General features: G+C 46.7%; 13 protein-coding genes. 2 read left to right on the top strand and 11 right to left on the bottom strand.

All coding sequences use genetic code 11. The features are described 5' to 3' along the window. Positions 1–2: 2 nt before the first annotated feature. Genes cobA through hemA form a run of 4 tightly spaced genes read right to left on the bottom strand, consistent with a single transcriptional unit; the run spans position 3 to position 4,095 of the window. Positions 3–1,508 (bottom strand): uroporphyrinogen-III C-methyltransferase, encoded by a 1,506-nt coding sequence (cobA, locus tag MUB50_RS04500; RefSeq protein ID WP_118624884.1) that lies wholly within the window; start codon positions 1,506–1,508, stop codon positions 3–5. Beyond that, entirely contained in the window at positions 1,505–2,398 is an 894-nt protein-coding gene (hemC, locus tag MUB50_RS04495; protein ID WP_334303619.1) for a hydroxymethylbilane synthase, read from the bottom strand. Before hemC ends, cobA begins: the two co-directional genes overlap by 4 nt. Then, positions 2,385–2,876: a precorrin-2 dehydrogenase/sirohydrochlorin ferrochelatase family protein gene (locus MUB50_RS04490; protein WP_118514445.1), complete on the bottom strand. Its 492-nt coding sequence runs from the start codon at positions 2,874–2,876 to the stop codon at positions 2,385–2,387. Before MUB50_RS04490 ends, hemC begins: the two co-directional genes overlap by 14 nt. Beyond that, the gene (hemA, locus tag MUB50_RS04485) at positions 2,866–4,095 is read right to left on the bottom strand and encodes a glutamyl-tRNA reductase (RefSeq protein WP_118624888.1); all 1,230 of its coding nucleotides are present in this window, start codon (positions 4,093–4,095) and stop codon (positions 2,866–2,868) included. Before hemA ends, MUB50_RS04490 begins: the two co-directional genes overlap by 11 nt. Positions 4,096–4,296: 201 nt before the next feature. Between hemA and MUB50_RS04480 the strand changes: the two genes are divergently transcribed. Continuing rightward, positions 4,297–5,094, top strand: coding sequence for a sirohydrochlorin cobaltochelatase (locus MUB50_RS04480; protein WP_118514449.1), 798 nt, complete (start codon positions 4,297–4,299; stop codon positions 5,092–5,094). Positions 5,095–5,215: 121 nt separating this feature from the next. On the opposite strand, the gene MUB50_RS04475 is transcribed toward MUB50_RS04480, so the two are convergent. From MUB50_RS04475 to MUB50_RS04465, 3 genes are all read right to left on the bottom strand, one after another. Beyond that, entirely contained in the window at positions 5,216–6,427 is a 1,212-nt protein-coding gene (locus MUB50_RS04475) for an NADP-dependent isocitrate dehydrogenase (protein WP_118514451.1), read from the bottom strand. Positions 6,428–6,590: 163 nt separating this feature from the next. After that, positions 6,591–7,415, bottom strand: coding sequence for a S8 family peptidase (locus tag MUB50_RS04470; RefSeq protein ID WP_118514453.1), 825 nt, complete (start codon positions 7,413–7,415; stop codon positions 6,591–6,593). Positions 7,416–7,563: 148 nt separating this feature from the next. Next, complete coding sequence (locus MUB50_RS04465) at positions 7,564–7,836, bottom strand: hypothetical protein (RefSeq protein ID WP_118624890.1); 273 nt, start codon at positions 7,834–7,836, stop codon at positions 7,564–7,566. A 128-nt stretch (positions 7,837–7,964) separates the two neighbouring features. On the opposite strand from MUB50_RS04465, the gene MUB50_RS04460 reads away from it, so the two are divergent. After that, positions 7,965–8,126 carry a hypothetical protein gene (locus MUB50_RS04460; RefSeq protein WP_015525281.1) on the top strand — a complete coding sequence of 54 codons (162 nt, stop codon included), beginning with the start codon at positions 7,965–7,967 and terminating at the stop codon, positions 8,124–8,126. 36 nt (positions 8,127–8,162) lie between these two features. Here the strand turns inward: MUB50_RS04460 and spoIVA are convergent, their stop codons facing one another. The 4 genes from spoIVA to MUB50_RS04440 form a co-directional block, all read right to left on the bottom strand. After that, positions 8,163–9,632 (bottom strand): stage IV sporulation protein A, encoded by a 1,470-nt coding sequence (gene spoIVA / locus MUB50_RS04455; protein ID WP_118624892.1) that lies wholly within the window; start codon positions 9,630–9,632, stop codon positions 8,163–8,165. A 144-nt stretch (positions 9,633–9,776) separates the two neighbouring features. Continuing rightward, positions 9,777–11,474: a [FeFe] hydrogenase, group A gene (locus MUB50_RS04450; RefSeq protein WP_118514459.1), complete on the bottom strand. Its 1,698-nt coding sequence runs from the start codon at positions 11,472–11,474 to the stop codon at positions 9,777–9,779. 15 nt (positions 11,475–11,489) lie between these two features. Next, positions 11,490–13,361 carry an NADH-quinone oxidoreductase subunit NuoF gene (locus tag MUB50_RS04445; protein WP_118514461.1) on the bottom strand — a complete coding sequence of 624 codons (1,872 nt, stop codon included), beginning with the start codon at positions 13,359–13,361 and terminating at the stop codon, positions 11,490–11,492. Next, a complete protein-coding gene (locus tag MUB50_RS04440) occupies positions 13,358–13,837 on the bottom strand; it encodes a complex I 24 kDa subunit family protein (RefSeq protein WP_015525285.1) in 480 nt (159 codons plus the stop codon). The genes MUB50_RS04445 and MUB50_RS04440 overlap by 4 nt, the downstream gene beginning before the upstream one ends. Positions 13,838–14,026: the final 189 nt, after the last annotated feature.

The raw sequence follows: 14,026 nt of genomic DNA, 5'->3' as shown, positions 1-14,026 counted from the left end.
GATCATTCGCTCCTTTTCATATCCTCCACCAGCTTGACAAGACTGTCAATGGTGGCTTTTTCTGACATATATGCTTTCATTCCAAAGCTCTCAGCAGCCGCCTTCGTCTGTCTGCCGATGCAGGCTGCCTTAACCTTTGAATAATCCAGTCCTTTTGTTCCCTCCACAAATCCCTTCACAGTGGAGGCACTTGTAAACACCGCACAGCTGATCTGTCCTGTTTCAAATTCCTTCTTCTCATCGATGAGCTGGCTCTTTTCGTAAAGAGTCTGATAGGTCGGAACATCCTCGATCACAGCACCTGCCTGTGCAAGAAATGCAGTGAGTTTTTCATTTCCCTTTTCTGCCCGCGGGATGAGTATCTTTTCTCCACCGGAGAGAAGCTCTGAAAGTTCCTTTCCAAGAGTATCCCCGTCATATACCGAAGGCACAAAATCTGCCAGCAGACCTCTTTCCTTCAGGGCCTTTTTTGTTCCTTCCCCGATCACGGCCAAACGGGCATTTCCCATGGCACGGATATCTTTTCCATGACGGATCAGTTCCTCAAAAAATACCCTTACACCTGTAGGGCTGGTAAATACAAGCCACTGATATTCCTCCAGGTGATCCAGTGCTTTATAGAGACGGTTCTGGTCTTCCATGGGGACAGTACGGATCGCCGGAAGTTCCAGAACCTCCGCGCCTTTTTCACGAAGCTTGTCCGCAGTTCTGGAAACAAGCTCTTTCGGTCTTGTGACAAGGACTTTCCATCCTGAAAGCGGCAGTTCTTCATACCAGCCAAACTTCTCTGCCAGTGTACACACCTTACCCACCACAATGATCGCCGGGGTCTCGATTCCCTGACGTTTCACCTCTTCTTCCAGGGTAGAAACTGTTGCTACGATCCGTTTCTGACCTGCTGTAGTTCCCTTCTGCAGGATCGCCGCAGGCATATCCTTTTCCATTCCTGCACCTATCAGACCCTCGCAGATATCCGGAAGCGCGGACACGCCCATCAGAAACACAAGAGTTCCCTTTGTATCAACAAGCGCACGGAAGTCTATATCGTATTCTTCTCCGGCCCTCTTATGTCCTGTAATGATGTGGACTGAAGAACAGAAATCCCTGTGTGTTACCGGAACCCCGTTATATGCCGGTACTGCAATGGAGGAAGTAACACCCGGAACAACCTCATAAGGAATCCCATTCTCCCGAAGAAGCTCCAGTTCCTCTCCTCCTCTTCCAAAGAGGAATGGATCTCCGCCTTTCAGGCGCACCACACGAAGACCCCGCTGTGCCTCCTCAAGAAGTACCTGATTGATATTTTCCTGACGCATGATATGGTGACTGGCACGTTTGCCTACATTGATCAGCTTGACATTTTCCGGGATTCTTGACAGAACTCCCTGACCTACCAGACTGTCATAGACGACCACATCTGCCTGTTCTAGCACTTTGAGGCCTTTTAATGTAAAAAGGCCGATATCGCCAGGACCCGCTCCTACCAGCCATACTTTTCCTGTTTTCATCTGTTTTCTCCTTTTTTCCGAAGAGTTTCTGCCAGTTCCCTGCCTAAGCTTTCCGCATCTGCCTTATTGCCACGCAGTGTTCCTGTTACATAGGAACCGTCTTTTTCATTATAATAAAGCCCTCTGAGATAGATCTCATCCCCGAGAATTTCCGCATGGGCAGCCACCGGAGAAGAGCATCCTCCATCCAGGAGCTTTACAAAAGCACGCTCCGCACTTCCCGCGGCCCAGGCATCCTTATCACAGTAGTCCTCCAGGAAATCATAAGCTTCCCCTTTTCTTCCCTGTACAGCAAGGATTCCCTGACCAGCAGCCGGAATGATCTCATCTGCTGTAAAATACCGGTTGATCCTGGATTCCAATCCAAGTCTCTTAAGACCGGCAGCAGCCAGGATCAATGCACTGTACTGTCCTTCATCCAGCTTCCGGAGTCTTGTCTGAAGATTTCCGCGGATACTTCTGACATCCATATCCGGATACAGTTTTTTAAGCTGTAAGGTTCTCCTTAAGCTGGAGCACCCAAGGGGCTTGCTTTTATCAAGTTCAGAAACTCCATCAGGAAGAACCAGTACGTCTCTCGGATCTTCTCTTTTGGAAAAAGCCAGCAGCGGCAGTTCCTCCGGAACCTCCATAGGCATATCTTTCAGGCTGTGTACAGAAAGAATACTTCTTCCATCTATCAGTGCTTTATCCAGTTCCTTTACAAAAAGCCCTTTTCCGCCAACCTTATCCAGTGTACGGTCCAGAATGATATCCCCGGTAGTTTTCATAGTGAGGATTTCCACTTCCAGATCCGGATTTTTTTCTTTTATGTAGTCACGGACCATTTCGCTCTGCAGCACTGCAAGCTTACTCTCTCTGCTGCCGATCACGATCTTATCTCTCTTCATCTTCATCCTGCTCTCCCAGTACTTTTTCCAGCGCTTTCTGGATTTCTTCCCTTACACGCTTTGCTTTTTTATGATCCAGTCCGCTGGCTGTAACTCCAACTACCATTTCATCCCGCATATATACGCCTGGGAAATAAAAATCACAGGCTTCCCGGTCGGAGGCTACATTGACATAAATGCCCTCCTCCTTACAGACACGGTGGATCTCATCATTCAGCTTCCAGTCATTGGTGGCTGCGATCACCATATATGCGTTGGCAAAGTCTGAACGTTTCACGGGACGGATATGTAAAGTTACAGTTCCTGCTTTTCCAAGGTCCATAAGTTCCTGGGTCACTTTTGTAGCCACCACTGTGATATTTCTTGTAAATTTCAGAAGAGTCTTTATTCTTCTGGTAGCAATATTGCCGCCTCCTGCCACAACGATATTTTTATCGGACAGGTCTATAAACATGGGGAAATAAGGTTTATTCTTCATAAAGTTTCTCCAGTCCTTCCACACATTCCAGAAAAGCATCCTGATTCAGACTGTCCCGAAGCCCGAAGATCAGCTTGTTTACAACCTTTCCGGCTGCAATATCCACTGCTTTTTTCAGGTTTTCTCTGTCTGAATCCTCCATAGGAGTTTTCCGGAAGATTTTTTCGATCCTCAGGTTCAGATCTTCCACAGCATCCGCTTTGATCTCCTGGATGCGCGGGATGATATCACGACCTTCCAGCCACTGGAAAAATTCGTTCATCTGGTCCTTCACAATGGAGCCTGCTGCTTCCAGGTTATCTGCAAGTTCCTTCGGTGTCTCGTCGGTTCGGAAGCTGTCCATATCATAAAGTGTGATGTTATCTTTTTTTCGGATCTCCGGATCAATATCTCTTGGAACTGCCAGATCGATAAGGATCATAGGTCGTTCCACACGTACATCCTCAAACAATTCTTCCGTCAGTGTATAATTGGGGCTTGCTGTTGCGCTGACCACCAGGTCACACTCCGGCAGATAGTCCATTCTCTCACCATAATTGATCCTGCTGCATCCAACCGGAATACTCACAACACCACTTCTGTACTGACGGATCGTAACCGTCACATCCGCTCCTGCTTCACGCAGTGTCTGGGCAGCCATCTTCCCCATCTCACCGTTTCCGATCACCATACAGACTTTATTGCGAACATCGTAACCGCCTTCTGCCAGAAAACGGATAGCCTGATGGATCACAGAAGGATTTCCATGGGAAAACGGCACTTCCGTTTTGATCTTCTTGCCTGCAGTTACCGCCATACGGAAAAGCACCTCCAGAACACTGTCTGTGGTAAACTCATCCCTTGACATGCTCAACGCCTCTTTTACCTGGGTCAGGATCTGATCTTCCCCCAGAATCTGGGATTTCAGTCCGCTGGTAAGATAAAAAAGGTGCTCCACCGCCTCTTCATTTTCTCTGCTGGTAAAATACTTCTGGTATTGTTCTCCCTGCACACCTTTCAACGAACAAAGCCACTGATACAGGTACGGCTTCTTCTCATCTGCAGTACTTACCCACAGTTCCAGCCGGTTACAGGTCGACAGAATAATACACCCGCAGATCCCAGCTTCTTCTTTCAGCCTGTGCAGCGCCTCTCCGGTATTTTTGCGGGTAAAGGCAAACTGCGCTCTGACATCTACAGGTGCCATATTATGATCGATTCCAAGCATGAATATACTCATGTCCTACGTTTCTCCTTTGTTTTCACAATCTTTTATAATGATAAACATTTCCACAGGGAAAGTCAACTACGATTGACAATGTCAGCCCTCCCTTTTATAATATCTTATGGTAGAAATTGCGGATTATCTTTATATTCCAGCGGAGAAATATAAAGAGTTTATCATAATCACCATAATTATCAGGATGGAGGAAATCCCCGTATGAACTCAGCTTCAAAAAAAGCGATCCTAGTAGTAAGTTTCGGCACAAGCTATGAAAACACCCGTAAACTTACCATCGAAGCCATCGAGCACGATATTGCCGATGCATTCCCTGCCTGTCCCACCTACCGTGCATGGACAAGCAAAATGATCATTGCCAAACTGAAAAAGCGGGACGGTCTTACGATCCACACGGTAAAGGAAGCTCTGGAACAGATGCTTCTGGATGGTATCACCGATGTGATCGTACAGCCGACTCATGTGATCAACGGTATCGAAAATGATCAGATGAAAGCCGATGCGCTTTCTTTTCGTGACCGTTTTTCCAGTATTGTTTTCGGAAATCCTCTTCTCACAACGGAAGAAGATAACCAGGCGATCGTCCGGGTAGTTGCAGATGAATTCCGGGACATGGATCCGGACACTGCACTTGTACTGATGGGACATGGAACAGAGCACTACGCAAACACGGTTTATGCTGCTTTGGATTACCGTTTTAAAGATACCGGACATAAAAATATTTTTCTTGGAACTGTAGAAGCCTATCCGGCCCTGGACTCCCTTCTCCGGGCTGCCGACAGCTTTCATCCGAAAAAGATCGTGCTGGCGCCTTTCATGATCGTAGCCGGCGACCATGCACAGAACGATCTGGCCGGTGCAGATTCGGACTCCTGGATGAACCGTCTTTCTTCCGAAGGATATGAAGTCACCCCTGTACTGAAGGGACTTGGAGAATATCCCCAGGTCCGGCAGATCCTTGTGGAACATGTACAGCAGGCCATGAACGCTTCGGTCTGACAGAGATAAGATGATCCACATATATCCCTCATGAAAAAACTGCACCGTGATCCATCCCAGGATCTTCCGGTGCAGTTTTTTATTTTTATGAGATTACTTGAAGTTCTGAAATTTCTGTTATTTATGCCATCAGTTCATCCAGTTTTGTCTTTACAGCAAGGATAAACTCTTTGCTGTTCAATACCTGTACCTCTTTCAGGGAAGTGATCAATGCAAGATCCTTGGTCATCTTTCCGCTTTCAATGGTATCCAGTGTTGCTTTTTCCAGTTTTTCTGCAAAATCAGCAAGTGCCTCATTTCCGTCCAGTTCACCTCTCTTGCGGAGAGCTCCTGTCCATGCAAAGATCGTTGCAACGGAGTTTGTGGATGTTTCTTTTCCCTCAAGATGACGATAATAGTGTCTCTGAACTGTTCCGTGGGCAGCCTCATACTCAAAATATCCCTTCGGTGATACCAGTACAGAGGTCATCATGGCAAGAGAGCCAAATGCGGAAGATACCATGTCACTCATAACATCTCCGTCATAGTTCTTGCATGCCCAGATAAAACCGCCATCTGCCTTCATAACACGGGCTACGATATCATCGATCAGACTGTAGAAATAGGTCAGGCCAGCTTCCTCAAATTTATCCTTAAACTCTGCATCAAATATCTGCTGGAAAATCTCTTTAAATCTTCCATCATATGTTTTGGAAATGGTATCCTTGCTTCCGAACCATACATCCTGCTTTGTGTCCAATGCATAATTAAAGCAGCTTCTCGCAAAGCTCTTTACGGAATCATCAAGATTATGCATGCCACGGAGAACACCTGCTCCGTCAAAATGCTGGATCAGCTCCTTACGCTCTTCTCCATCTTCGCCCTCAAATACAAGATATGCATCTCCCGGCTTGTCAATATAGAATTCTGTATTCTTATAGATATCTCCATATGCATGACGTGCAAGTGTGATCGGTTTCACCCAGTTCTTTACACATGGCTCGATTCCCTTTACAACGATCGGCGCACGGAATACAGTTCCATCAAGAATGGCACGGATCGTTCCGTTTGGACTTTTGTACATTTTTTTCAGGTCGTACTCTTCCATTCTGGCTGCATTTGGTGTGATCGTGGCACATTTTACGGCTACTCCGTATTTTTTGGTTGCTTCTGCTGCATCAATGGTAACCTGATCATCTGTCTCATTTCTGTGCTCAAGACCAAGATCATAATATTCTGTATTCAGTTCCAGATACGGTGTGAGAAGTTCATCCTTGATGATCTGCCACAGGATACGGGTCATCTCGTCTCCGTCCATCTCAACTAAAGGTGTCTGCATTTTGATTTTTTCCATATTATTTTCTCCTTTTGAGGTTTATTCTCCTGTTCGGATTCCAGGTGCTCTTTCCTTTAGAATCTTTCTTCAGCACTTTTACTGTACATTGTACTCATATTTTCCGGTTCCGTCAACGCTTTTGTGCGTTACCACGCTTTGTTTATAAGAATTGTATAATAATTCAACCTGCCAACAGTTTTTCACAGTTAAATTTTCCCCATCCCTGCTGATTTCTGGGAAGTCCCATATCTTCTGCACTTTCTCTTAACAACATCTTTACCTCTACATTAGAAAGCCGAGGATCTTTTTCCAGAAGGCAGGCGATTCCTCCTGACACCAGAGGCGTCGACATGGAGGTTCCGCTTTTGAGCCCATATGAGTACGGCAGTCCCGGTGCACAGGCAATGACCTGGCTTCCCGGCGCTACCAGATCCGGTTTGCATACACAGTCAAAGGTAGGGCCTCTTCCGGAAACTGCCTTTCTGCCATTCAGCATATCACTGGAGCCTACGGTAATGATCTTCCGGCTGCTTCCCGGTGCTGTTACCGTGCCGGCCCCCGGTCCCTGATTTCCTGCTGCAGCTACCACCACAAATCCCAGATCCCAGAGTTTTTCCACTCCTTCAAGAAGATCTGTCTGTTCCTTATGATCCCGGGATGTTGTTCCCACTGAAATATTAACGATACGGATATGATAAATGCTTCCAAACTCCATGATCCACCGAAATGCCCGCATCACATCCTCCCTGCTTCCGTTCCCGAAACGATCCAGAACCTTCAGAGCAGCGATACTACAGCCAGGTGCAGCCCCTTTATATTTTCCACCTGATGCAGTTCCGTCCCCTGCAAGGATCCCGCTGACATGAGTCCCATGTCCGTTATCATCATATGGGCTGCGTCTGATTCCTGTAAAATCACGAAACACGGAAATACGGCTGCCAAAATCTATATGGGGAAAAATACCGGTATCCAGAACTGCCACGCCTATCCCTTTCCCTGTATACATCCTTTTATACCTTTCCAAAGCTCTCCCGTCGGACAGCTGACCTTTCTTTAGCTTATTCTGCGGCCATCTTTCCCGCTACTCGTTTTATATAAAAAGACCCCGGGATCTTACATCTGAATCCCCGGGATCTTTGCTGTATATTTTTTATTTAGTTTCCTCTTCCTGTACGGAAATCAACTGTTTTCTGGATCTGATTGTCCATTCCGTAGCTGTAGTTTCCATAAACACCGGTATGCCAGCCCTTAGCCTGTCCTATGTAGTAATAATACTGGCCGCCCTCTTTTTTCCAGCCATTTTTAATGGCTGCTTTTGCGGTTGTTGTGGTTGCTGTTGTTGCCGCCTGCGCACACACTGTACCAAATGTCAGGCAAAACAGCATTGTGATCATGAGAACAAGCTGTGCGAATCTTCTCTTTTTCATGGTTTCTTTTCCTCCTGTTTTAAAAATCTTCATACCCGGTGATAATTAGATTTTCTTGCAATATAATGTATAAAATACATTATCTCCTCCAATACTTAACATATCTGAAAAATAAAGGAGGTTTTTCTATGCTTCTCTTTTTTCTTGTATTCTTCGGACTCCAGATCTTTGTTCTTTTCTGCTGTGCCGCTGCAGGAAATGACGCCGCTTCCCAGGAACTATCTGACCAGGAACAGCTTCAGTTTATCGCAGAATGGAAAAAACAACATCAAAAAAAGGACGTCTGCTGAAGAACGTCCTTTTTGCTTTGCAATTCTATTCTCCATTCATATGATGATACACACCAGTCCGCCTTTGCTGTCGTTTACGATCTTCTTCATAGTATCCTGAAGCTTCACCTGACTTTCTTCACTGATCATGGCCAGCTTGTTCCGGATTCCGTCTTCCACCAGCTGCTGGATGGATTTTCCGAAAATATTGGTCTCCCAGATACTTTCCCCTCGCTCCGGACTTTCTCTGATATACTTTATCAGATCCTCCGCCTGCTGTTCTGTACCAACGATCGGAGCGATCTCCGTTTCGATCTCCGCCCGGATCATATGAATGGACGGACTTTTTGACCGGATCTTTACTCCGAATTTATTTCCCTGACGGATCACCTCAGGTTCCTCAATAGTGATCTCGGAAAGCTCAGGCACAACAACCCCATACCCTGTTCCTTTTACCGCTTCCAGGGCAGCCTGGACTTTTACAAATTGTTCCTTCATACCGGCAAGCTCTTTTATGGTCTGGATCAGTTCATATTCGCTTTCCATGGATATCCCGCTCATTTCACTGAGCATCTGATAATAATAAATGTCTTTTACTGCGATCCGGATACGGACTTTTCCATCGGAAAGACTGATCTGTTCAAGCAATGTATCTTCCACATATGGACATTCCAGATATACCGATTCTCTGCTTACATCACGCACATGAGTAAGTCTTGTCATCTTTTCCCGAATCTCATTTAACAGAGCCGCCTTTACCTCATGTTCCGGAGAAAGCATCTCCACCCATCTGGGAACAAAAAGCTCTATCTCACTAACCGGGAATTCATAAAGGATCTTCTCCAGGATCCTGGTCACATCCTCTTTTCTAAGCTGTTCACAGTTGACTGCCAGAACGGATACTCCGAATTTCTCTTCCAGATGTTTTACAGTTTTTCCGGTTTCCTCACTGTAGGGAGTCTGGGAGTTTACCAGGATCAGAAAGGGTTTTCCCTGGGCTTTCAGCTCTTTTATCGTCTGTTCTTCTGCCGGAATAAAATTTTCTCTTGGAATTTCCCCGAAGCTTCCATCTGTTGTAACTACAATTCCAATGGTGGAATGCTGGCTGATCACTTTTTCCGTCCCGATCCGGGCCGCATCATGAAACGGGATTGCTTTTTCCTGCCATGGTGTTTTGACCATCCGTTCCCTGCCTTCTTCCACATTTCCGGATGCATTCTTTACCAAAAAGCCCACACAGTCAATAAGCTTTACCCGGATCTTCTGATTTTCCCCTATGGATACCTCCACCGCTTCTTTTGGAATGAATTTGGGTTCTACAGTTGTGATCATTTTCCCGGCGCCACTGAGCGGCAGTTCATCCTGAAGCTCTGCTCTTTTTCCCTCACTAAGCGCAGGCAGTGCCACCAGTTCCATAAATCTCCGGATAAATGTGGATTTTCCTGTACGGACCGGGCCCACAACCCCTATGTAGATATCCCCGCCCGTCCGTGCCTGGATATCACGGTAAACCTGAAAGTTTTCCATATAAAAAAGCCTCCCTGCATATACTGGCCTGTAAGCTCCGGAAACCATCTGCAAAAGATAGTTCCCGCATACCACAGTATATGCCCGGAAGGCTTCTTATATGCTGCTGTTCAACGAGAACAGCAGCCATTTGTATTCCTTACATCAGTCTTTAATATAAAACTCATTATGAAGCAGATGATGCTCCTTGCCCTTGAGAAGTCCCTCATAAAGCTCCAGAACCAGCGGGTTCTCATCGGATTTCTTGATGATCATGGTATTATCTGCATTATACAGACCCCTTGCTCTGGCTGCCTTGGTCCTGTCACCGGATCTGGTCGGCTGACCACCACCCATGATACATCCACGGCGGCACGCCATAACCTCGATCAGATGATAGTTTGCCTCACCGTTCTTTACACGTTCCATAACGATTCTTGCATTTGCAAGGCCGCTGGCAACACATACATTGATATCCATTCCTTTATACGGCACGGTAAATTCCTTGATTCCCTCTTCACCACGAACACCGCACTCTGCAATCTCATGCATGGCTTCCTTGCTGTGATCCGGGCTCAGTCTTCGAAGAACTGCCTCGGTAACACCACCGGTAACACCGAAGATAACGCCACCGCCGGAACCAAATCCAAACGGCATATCACATGCTTCCGGATCCAGTGTTGCAAAATCAAGACCAAAGTTATCGATCATGCGGAGAAGCTCTGTGGTTGTGATAACGATATCGGTATCCTGCTCGCCATCGGTAAAGCTGTTCGGGCGGATTGCCTCTGCCTTCTTGGCTGTACATGGCATAATGGAAACCATAACGGTCTTCTTGCCTGCTGCATGCTCCGGATCACGGAAGTATTCCTTGATAACCGCAGACATCATTCCCTGTGGGGAACGGCAGGTAGAAATGTTCGGAACATATTCTTTATATTGATCAGTGATAAACTTCACCCATGCAGGACAGCAGGAAGTCAGAAGCGGAAGATTCTCACCCTTCTCCACTCTGTTTAGGAACTCCTTGGTCTCTTCCATGATGGTAAGGTCGGCACTGAATGTGGTATCGTATACTTCGTCAAAGCCCATTCTGTGAAGCGCGTTAACGATTTTACCCATAACACTTCTGCCTTTGGCAAGTCCGTAATGATCACCAACTGCAACACGAACTGCCGGTGCAACCTGTGCAACAACACGAGTATTCTTATCAGCCAGTGCATCCCATACTTCATCCATATGTGTACGGATAGAGATCGCACCTGTCGGACAGTAAACACGGCACTGACCACAGTTTACACACTGTGTCTCAGCAATCTTTTTATTGAATGCAGGCATAACCATGGCTTCTGTTCCACGGAATGCGAATCCAAGAGCTCCGATTCCCTGAAGCTCCTCGCAGGCACGTACACAGTTGCCGCAGAGGATACATTTGTTCGGATCACGGATGATGGACGGTGAACTGTCATCGATCTCATGCTGTTCTCTTGTATTTTCGAAGCGGATATTACGCACACCAAGGCGATGTGCCAGCTCCTGCAGGATACATTCGCCGCTCTTTACACAGGTTGTACAGTCACGGCAATGTGCTGCAAGAAGCAGCTCCACGATCAGTTTACGATATTTCTTAATACGGCCGGAATTGGTATAGATAACCATTCCGTCTCTCGGCTGCTCGGAACAGGAAGCAAATGTCTTGCCTCTGTCATCCTCAACTGTACAGAGACGACAGGCACCAAATGTGGAAACCTCTGAATGATAGCACAGTGTGGGGATATTGATACCGGCATTCCTGATGACTGTCAGGACATTTTTTTCGTCGGTAAATTCTACTTTTCTTCCGTCAATTGTCATTGTACCCATAAGATATCCTCCCTTCTATGCTTCCACATAAATCGCATCAAAGTTACAGTTATCCTTACAGGATCCGCATTTGATACATACGTCGTTGTTGATTACATGTGGATGCTTGATCTTTCCTGAAATCGCACCAGCCGGACAGTTCTTCGCACACTTGCCACAGCCGATACAGAACTCAGGATTGATATGGAATTGACGGAGCGCCGTGCAGACCTTCGCACGACATTTCTTATCTACGATATGCTCTACATATTCGTCACGGAAACGCTTCAGAGTACTGATGACCGGAAGCGGTGCACTCTTACCGAGGCCGCACAGTGCCATGCTCTGAACCATGTTCGCAAGCTCTTCCAGCTCATCCAGATCGGAAAGCTCACCCTTACCTTCAACGATCCTCTCCAGGATCTCAAGCATACGTTTGGTACCCTCACGGCAAGGAACACATTTACCACAGCTCTCACGCTGTGTAAAGCTCATGAAGAAACGTGCAACCTCTACCATACAGGTATTCTCATCCATAACAACCAGTCCGCCGGATCCCATGATAGCGTCCAGCTTCTTAACGGAATCAAAATCAAGCGGATGATCGATCTGGTCATCGATCAGACATCCACCGGATGGTCCGCCGATCTGTACTCCCTTAAATGCAGCACCACTCTTAAGACCGCCGCCGATATCATAGATAATATGACGGAGACTTGTTCCCATCGGCACCTCGATAAGACCGGTGTTCTCAATGGAACCGGTAAGTGAGAAGGTCTTTGTTCCGGGGCTTCCTTCTGTACCGATGGTGTGGAACCAGTCAGCACCCTGAAGGATGATCTTCGGTACGTTGGCGTAGGTCTCTACGTTATTGAGAACGGTAGGTTTACCCCACAGACCCTGCTCGACAGTTCTCGGAGGTTTTACTCGAGGCATACCTCTGTTGCCTTCGATAGAGGCAGTCAGGGCAGAACCTTCACCACATACGAACGCTCCGGCACCGCGATTGATATGTAAGTGGAAATTGATACCGGAACCAAGGATATTATCGCCAAGAAGGCCATAGGACTCTGCCTGCTCAATGGCCATCCGGAGTCTCTGTACAGAAAGAGGATACTCGGCACGTACATAGATATAACCATCCTCTGCACCTACTGCATAGGCAGCGATCACCATACCCTCGATCATCTTGTAAGGATCACCTTCCATTACGGAGCCATCCATAAAGGCTCCCGGGTCACCCTCATCACCGTTACATACTACATAACGGACTTTTTCCGGCTGGCGTGCAACCTGTGACCATTTCTTGCCTGCAGGGAAACCTGCACCGCCACGGCCGCGGAGGCCGGATTTCGTGATCTCATCAATAACATCCTGTGGGGTCATTTCAAAGAACGCCTTCGCCATTGCGGAAAAGCCGCCTACGGAAATATATTCATCAATGGACTCTGCATCGATCTTGCCACAGTTCTCAAGAACGATCCTTGTCTGCTGGTTCAGGAACGGAATGTCACTCGGATGCGGACAGGCCTCATCATCATGACGATAAAACAGACGCTCAACAGGCAGTCCGCAGATCACGGTCTTCTCTACGATCTCGCGACAGTCATCTACCTGAACATGTACATACTGATAATCATATGGCTCAATTCTCATAAGAGGACCAAGCTCACATAAGCCCTGGCATCCGGTCTTAACGATTCCTACATGAGGAACATCCTTCTGCATCTCAACTGCAACGCCCTCGATTCCCTCGCAAAGTCTTGACATTTCTTCATAAATCTTCTGAGCACCGGAAGCAATACATCCGGTACCGGAACAGACGAGAACACGGCAGGTATAGCCATCAAGATTCTTCTTAACCTCAGCCTGTTTGTTTTTCAGATCTTCCATACTGGTTATACTCATACGCTCTCACCTCTCAATTCATTTAAAAGCTCAACAGCCTTCTCAGGAGTCATCTTCGGGTGAACTTCATCATTTACAGTCAGTGTCGGTGCAAGTCCGCAGGCACCAAGACAGGAGACTGTCTCAACGGTAAACATCATATCATCTGTAGTATGCTTCTTATGACTCAGTCCAAGCTCCTTCAGCATTGCTTCCTTTACAGGCATGGACTTACGTACATGACAGGCAGTACCGTCACATACCTTGATGATGTACTTGCCCTTCGGCTCAAAGGAAAAGTTCTCATAGAAAGTAGCTACACTGTACGCCTTCGCTTCTTTTACACCAATCTGTTCCGCAACATAAGTAAGAAGCTCTCCCGGAAGATAACGGTACTCAGCCTGAATATCCTGCATGATCGGAATCAGTGATGCAGCTTTCCGGCCGTAGTGCTCGATGATCTCGTCCGTTTTCCTGTAATACGTCTGGTCTAACATTCGGTTCCCTCCTTGTTTCTCATAGATTTTCCACTTGATCAACCTGTTCCACTACAGGTTAATGCTTTAACACTCTGTCAGTGCCTCATTTACGTGCCTATCATTATATTGCACTATTTTCGTGCTTTTAATTATAACTTATATCGTCATTTTTCACAAGATATTTTTTCGTTTTTTTCAGAATATATT

Origin of the sequence: Blautia sp. NSJ-140 (assembly GCF_022868965.1) — a bacterium.
Classification (GTDB): Bacteria; Bacillota; Clostridia; order Lachnospirales; family Lachnospiraceae; genus Blautia_A.
The sequence above is the reverse complement of the archived record's forward strand: the minus strand, read 5'-3'. Positions and strand labels throughout refer to the sequence as shown.

Excerpts from the sequence above, each read along its gene's own strand:
- cobA (WP_118624884.1), bottom strand. The coding sequence starts at position 1,508 with ATGAAAACAGGAAAAGTATGGCTGGTAGGAGCGGGTCCTGGCGATATC.
- hemC (WP_334303619.1), bottom strand. The coding sequence starts at position 2,398 with ATGAAGAGAGATAAGATCGTGATCGGCAGCAGAGAGAGTAAGCTTGCA.
- MUB50_RS04490 (WP_118514445.1), bottom strand. The coding sequence starts at position 2,876 with ATGAAGAATAAACCTTATTTCCCCATGTTTATAGACCTGTCCGATAAA.
- hemA (WP_118624888.1), bottom strand. The coding sequence starts at position 4,095 with ATGAGTATATTCATGCTTGGAATCGATCATAATATGGCACCTGTAGAT.
- MUB50_RS04480 (WP_118514449.1), top strand. The coding sequence starts at position 4,297 with ATGAACTCAGCTTCAAAAAAAGCGATCCTAGTAGTAAGTTTCGGCACA.
- MUB50_RS04475 (WP_118514451.1), bottom strand. The coding sequence starts at position 6,427 with ATGGAAAAAATCAAAATGCAGACACCTTTAGTTGAGATGGACGGAGAC.
- MUB50_RS04470 (WP_118514453.1), bottom strand. The coding sequence starts at position 7,415 with ATGTATACAGGGAAAGGGATAGGCGTGGCAGTTCTGGATACCGGTATT.
- MUB50_RS04465 (WP_118624890.1), bottom strand. The coding sequence starts at position 7,836 with ATGAAAAAGAGAAGATTCGCACAGCTTGTTCTCATGATCACAATGCTG.
- MUB50_RS04460 (WP_015525281.1), top strand. The coding sequence starts at position 7,965 with ATGCTTCTCTTTTTTCTTGTATTCTTCGGACTCCAGATCTTTGTTCTT.
- spoIVA (WP_118624892.1), bottom strand. The coding sequence starts at position 9,632 with ATGGAAAACTTTCAGGTTTACCGTGATATCCAGGCACGGACGGGCGGG.
- MUB50_RS04450 (WP_118514459.1), bottom strand. The coding sequence starts at position 11,474 with ATGGGTACAATGACAATTGACGGAAGAAAAGTAGAATTTACCGACGAA.
- MUB50_RS04445 (WP_118514461.1), bottom strand. The coding sequence starts at position 13,361 with ATGAGTATAACCAGTATGGAAGATCTGAAAAACAAACAGGCTGAGGTT.
- MUB50_RS04440 (WP_015525285.1), bottom strand. The coding sequence starts at position 13,837 with ATGTTAGACCAGACGTATTACAGGAAAACGGACGAGATCATCGAGCAC.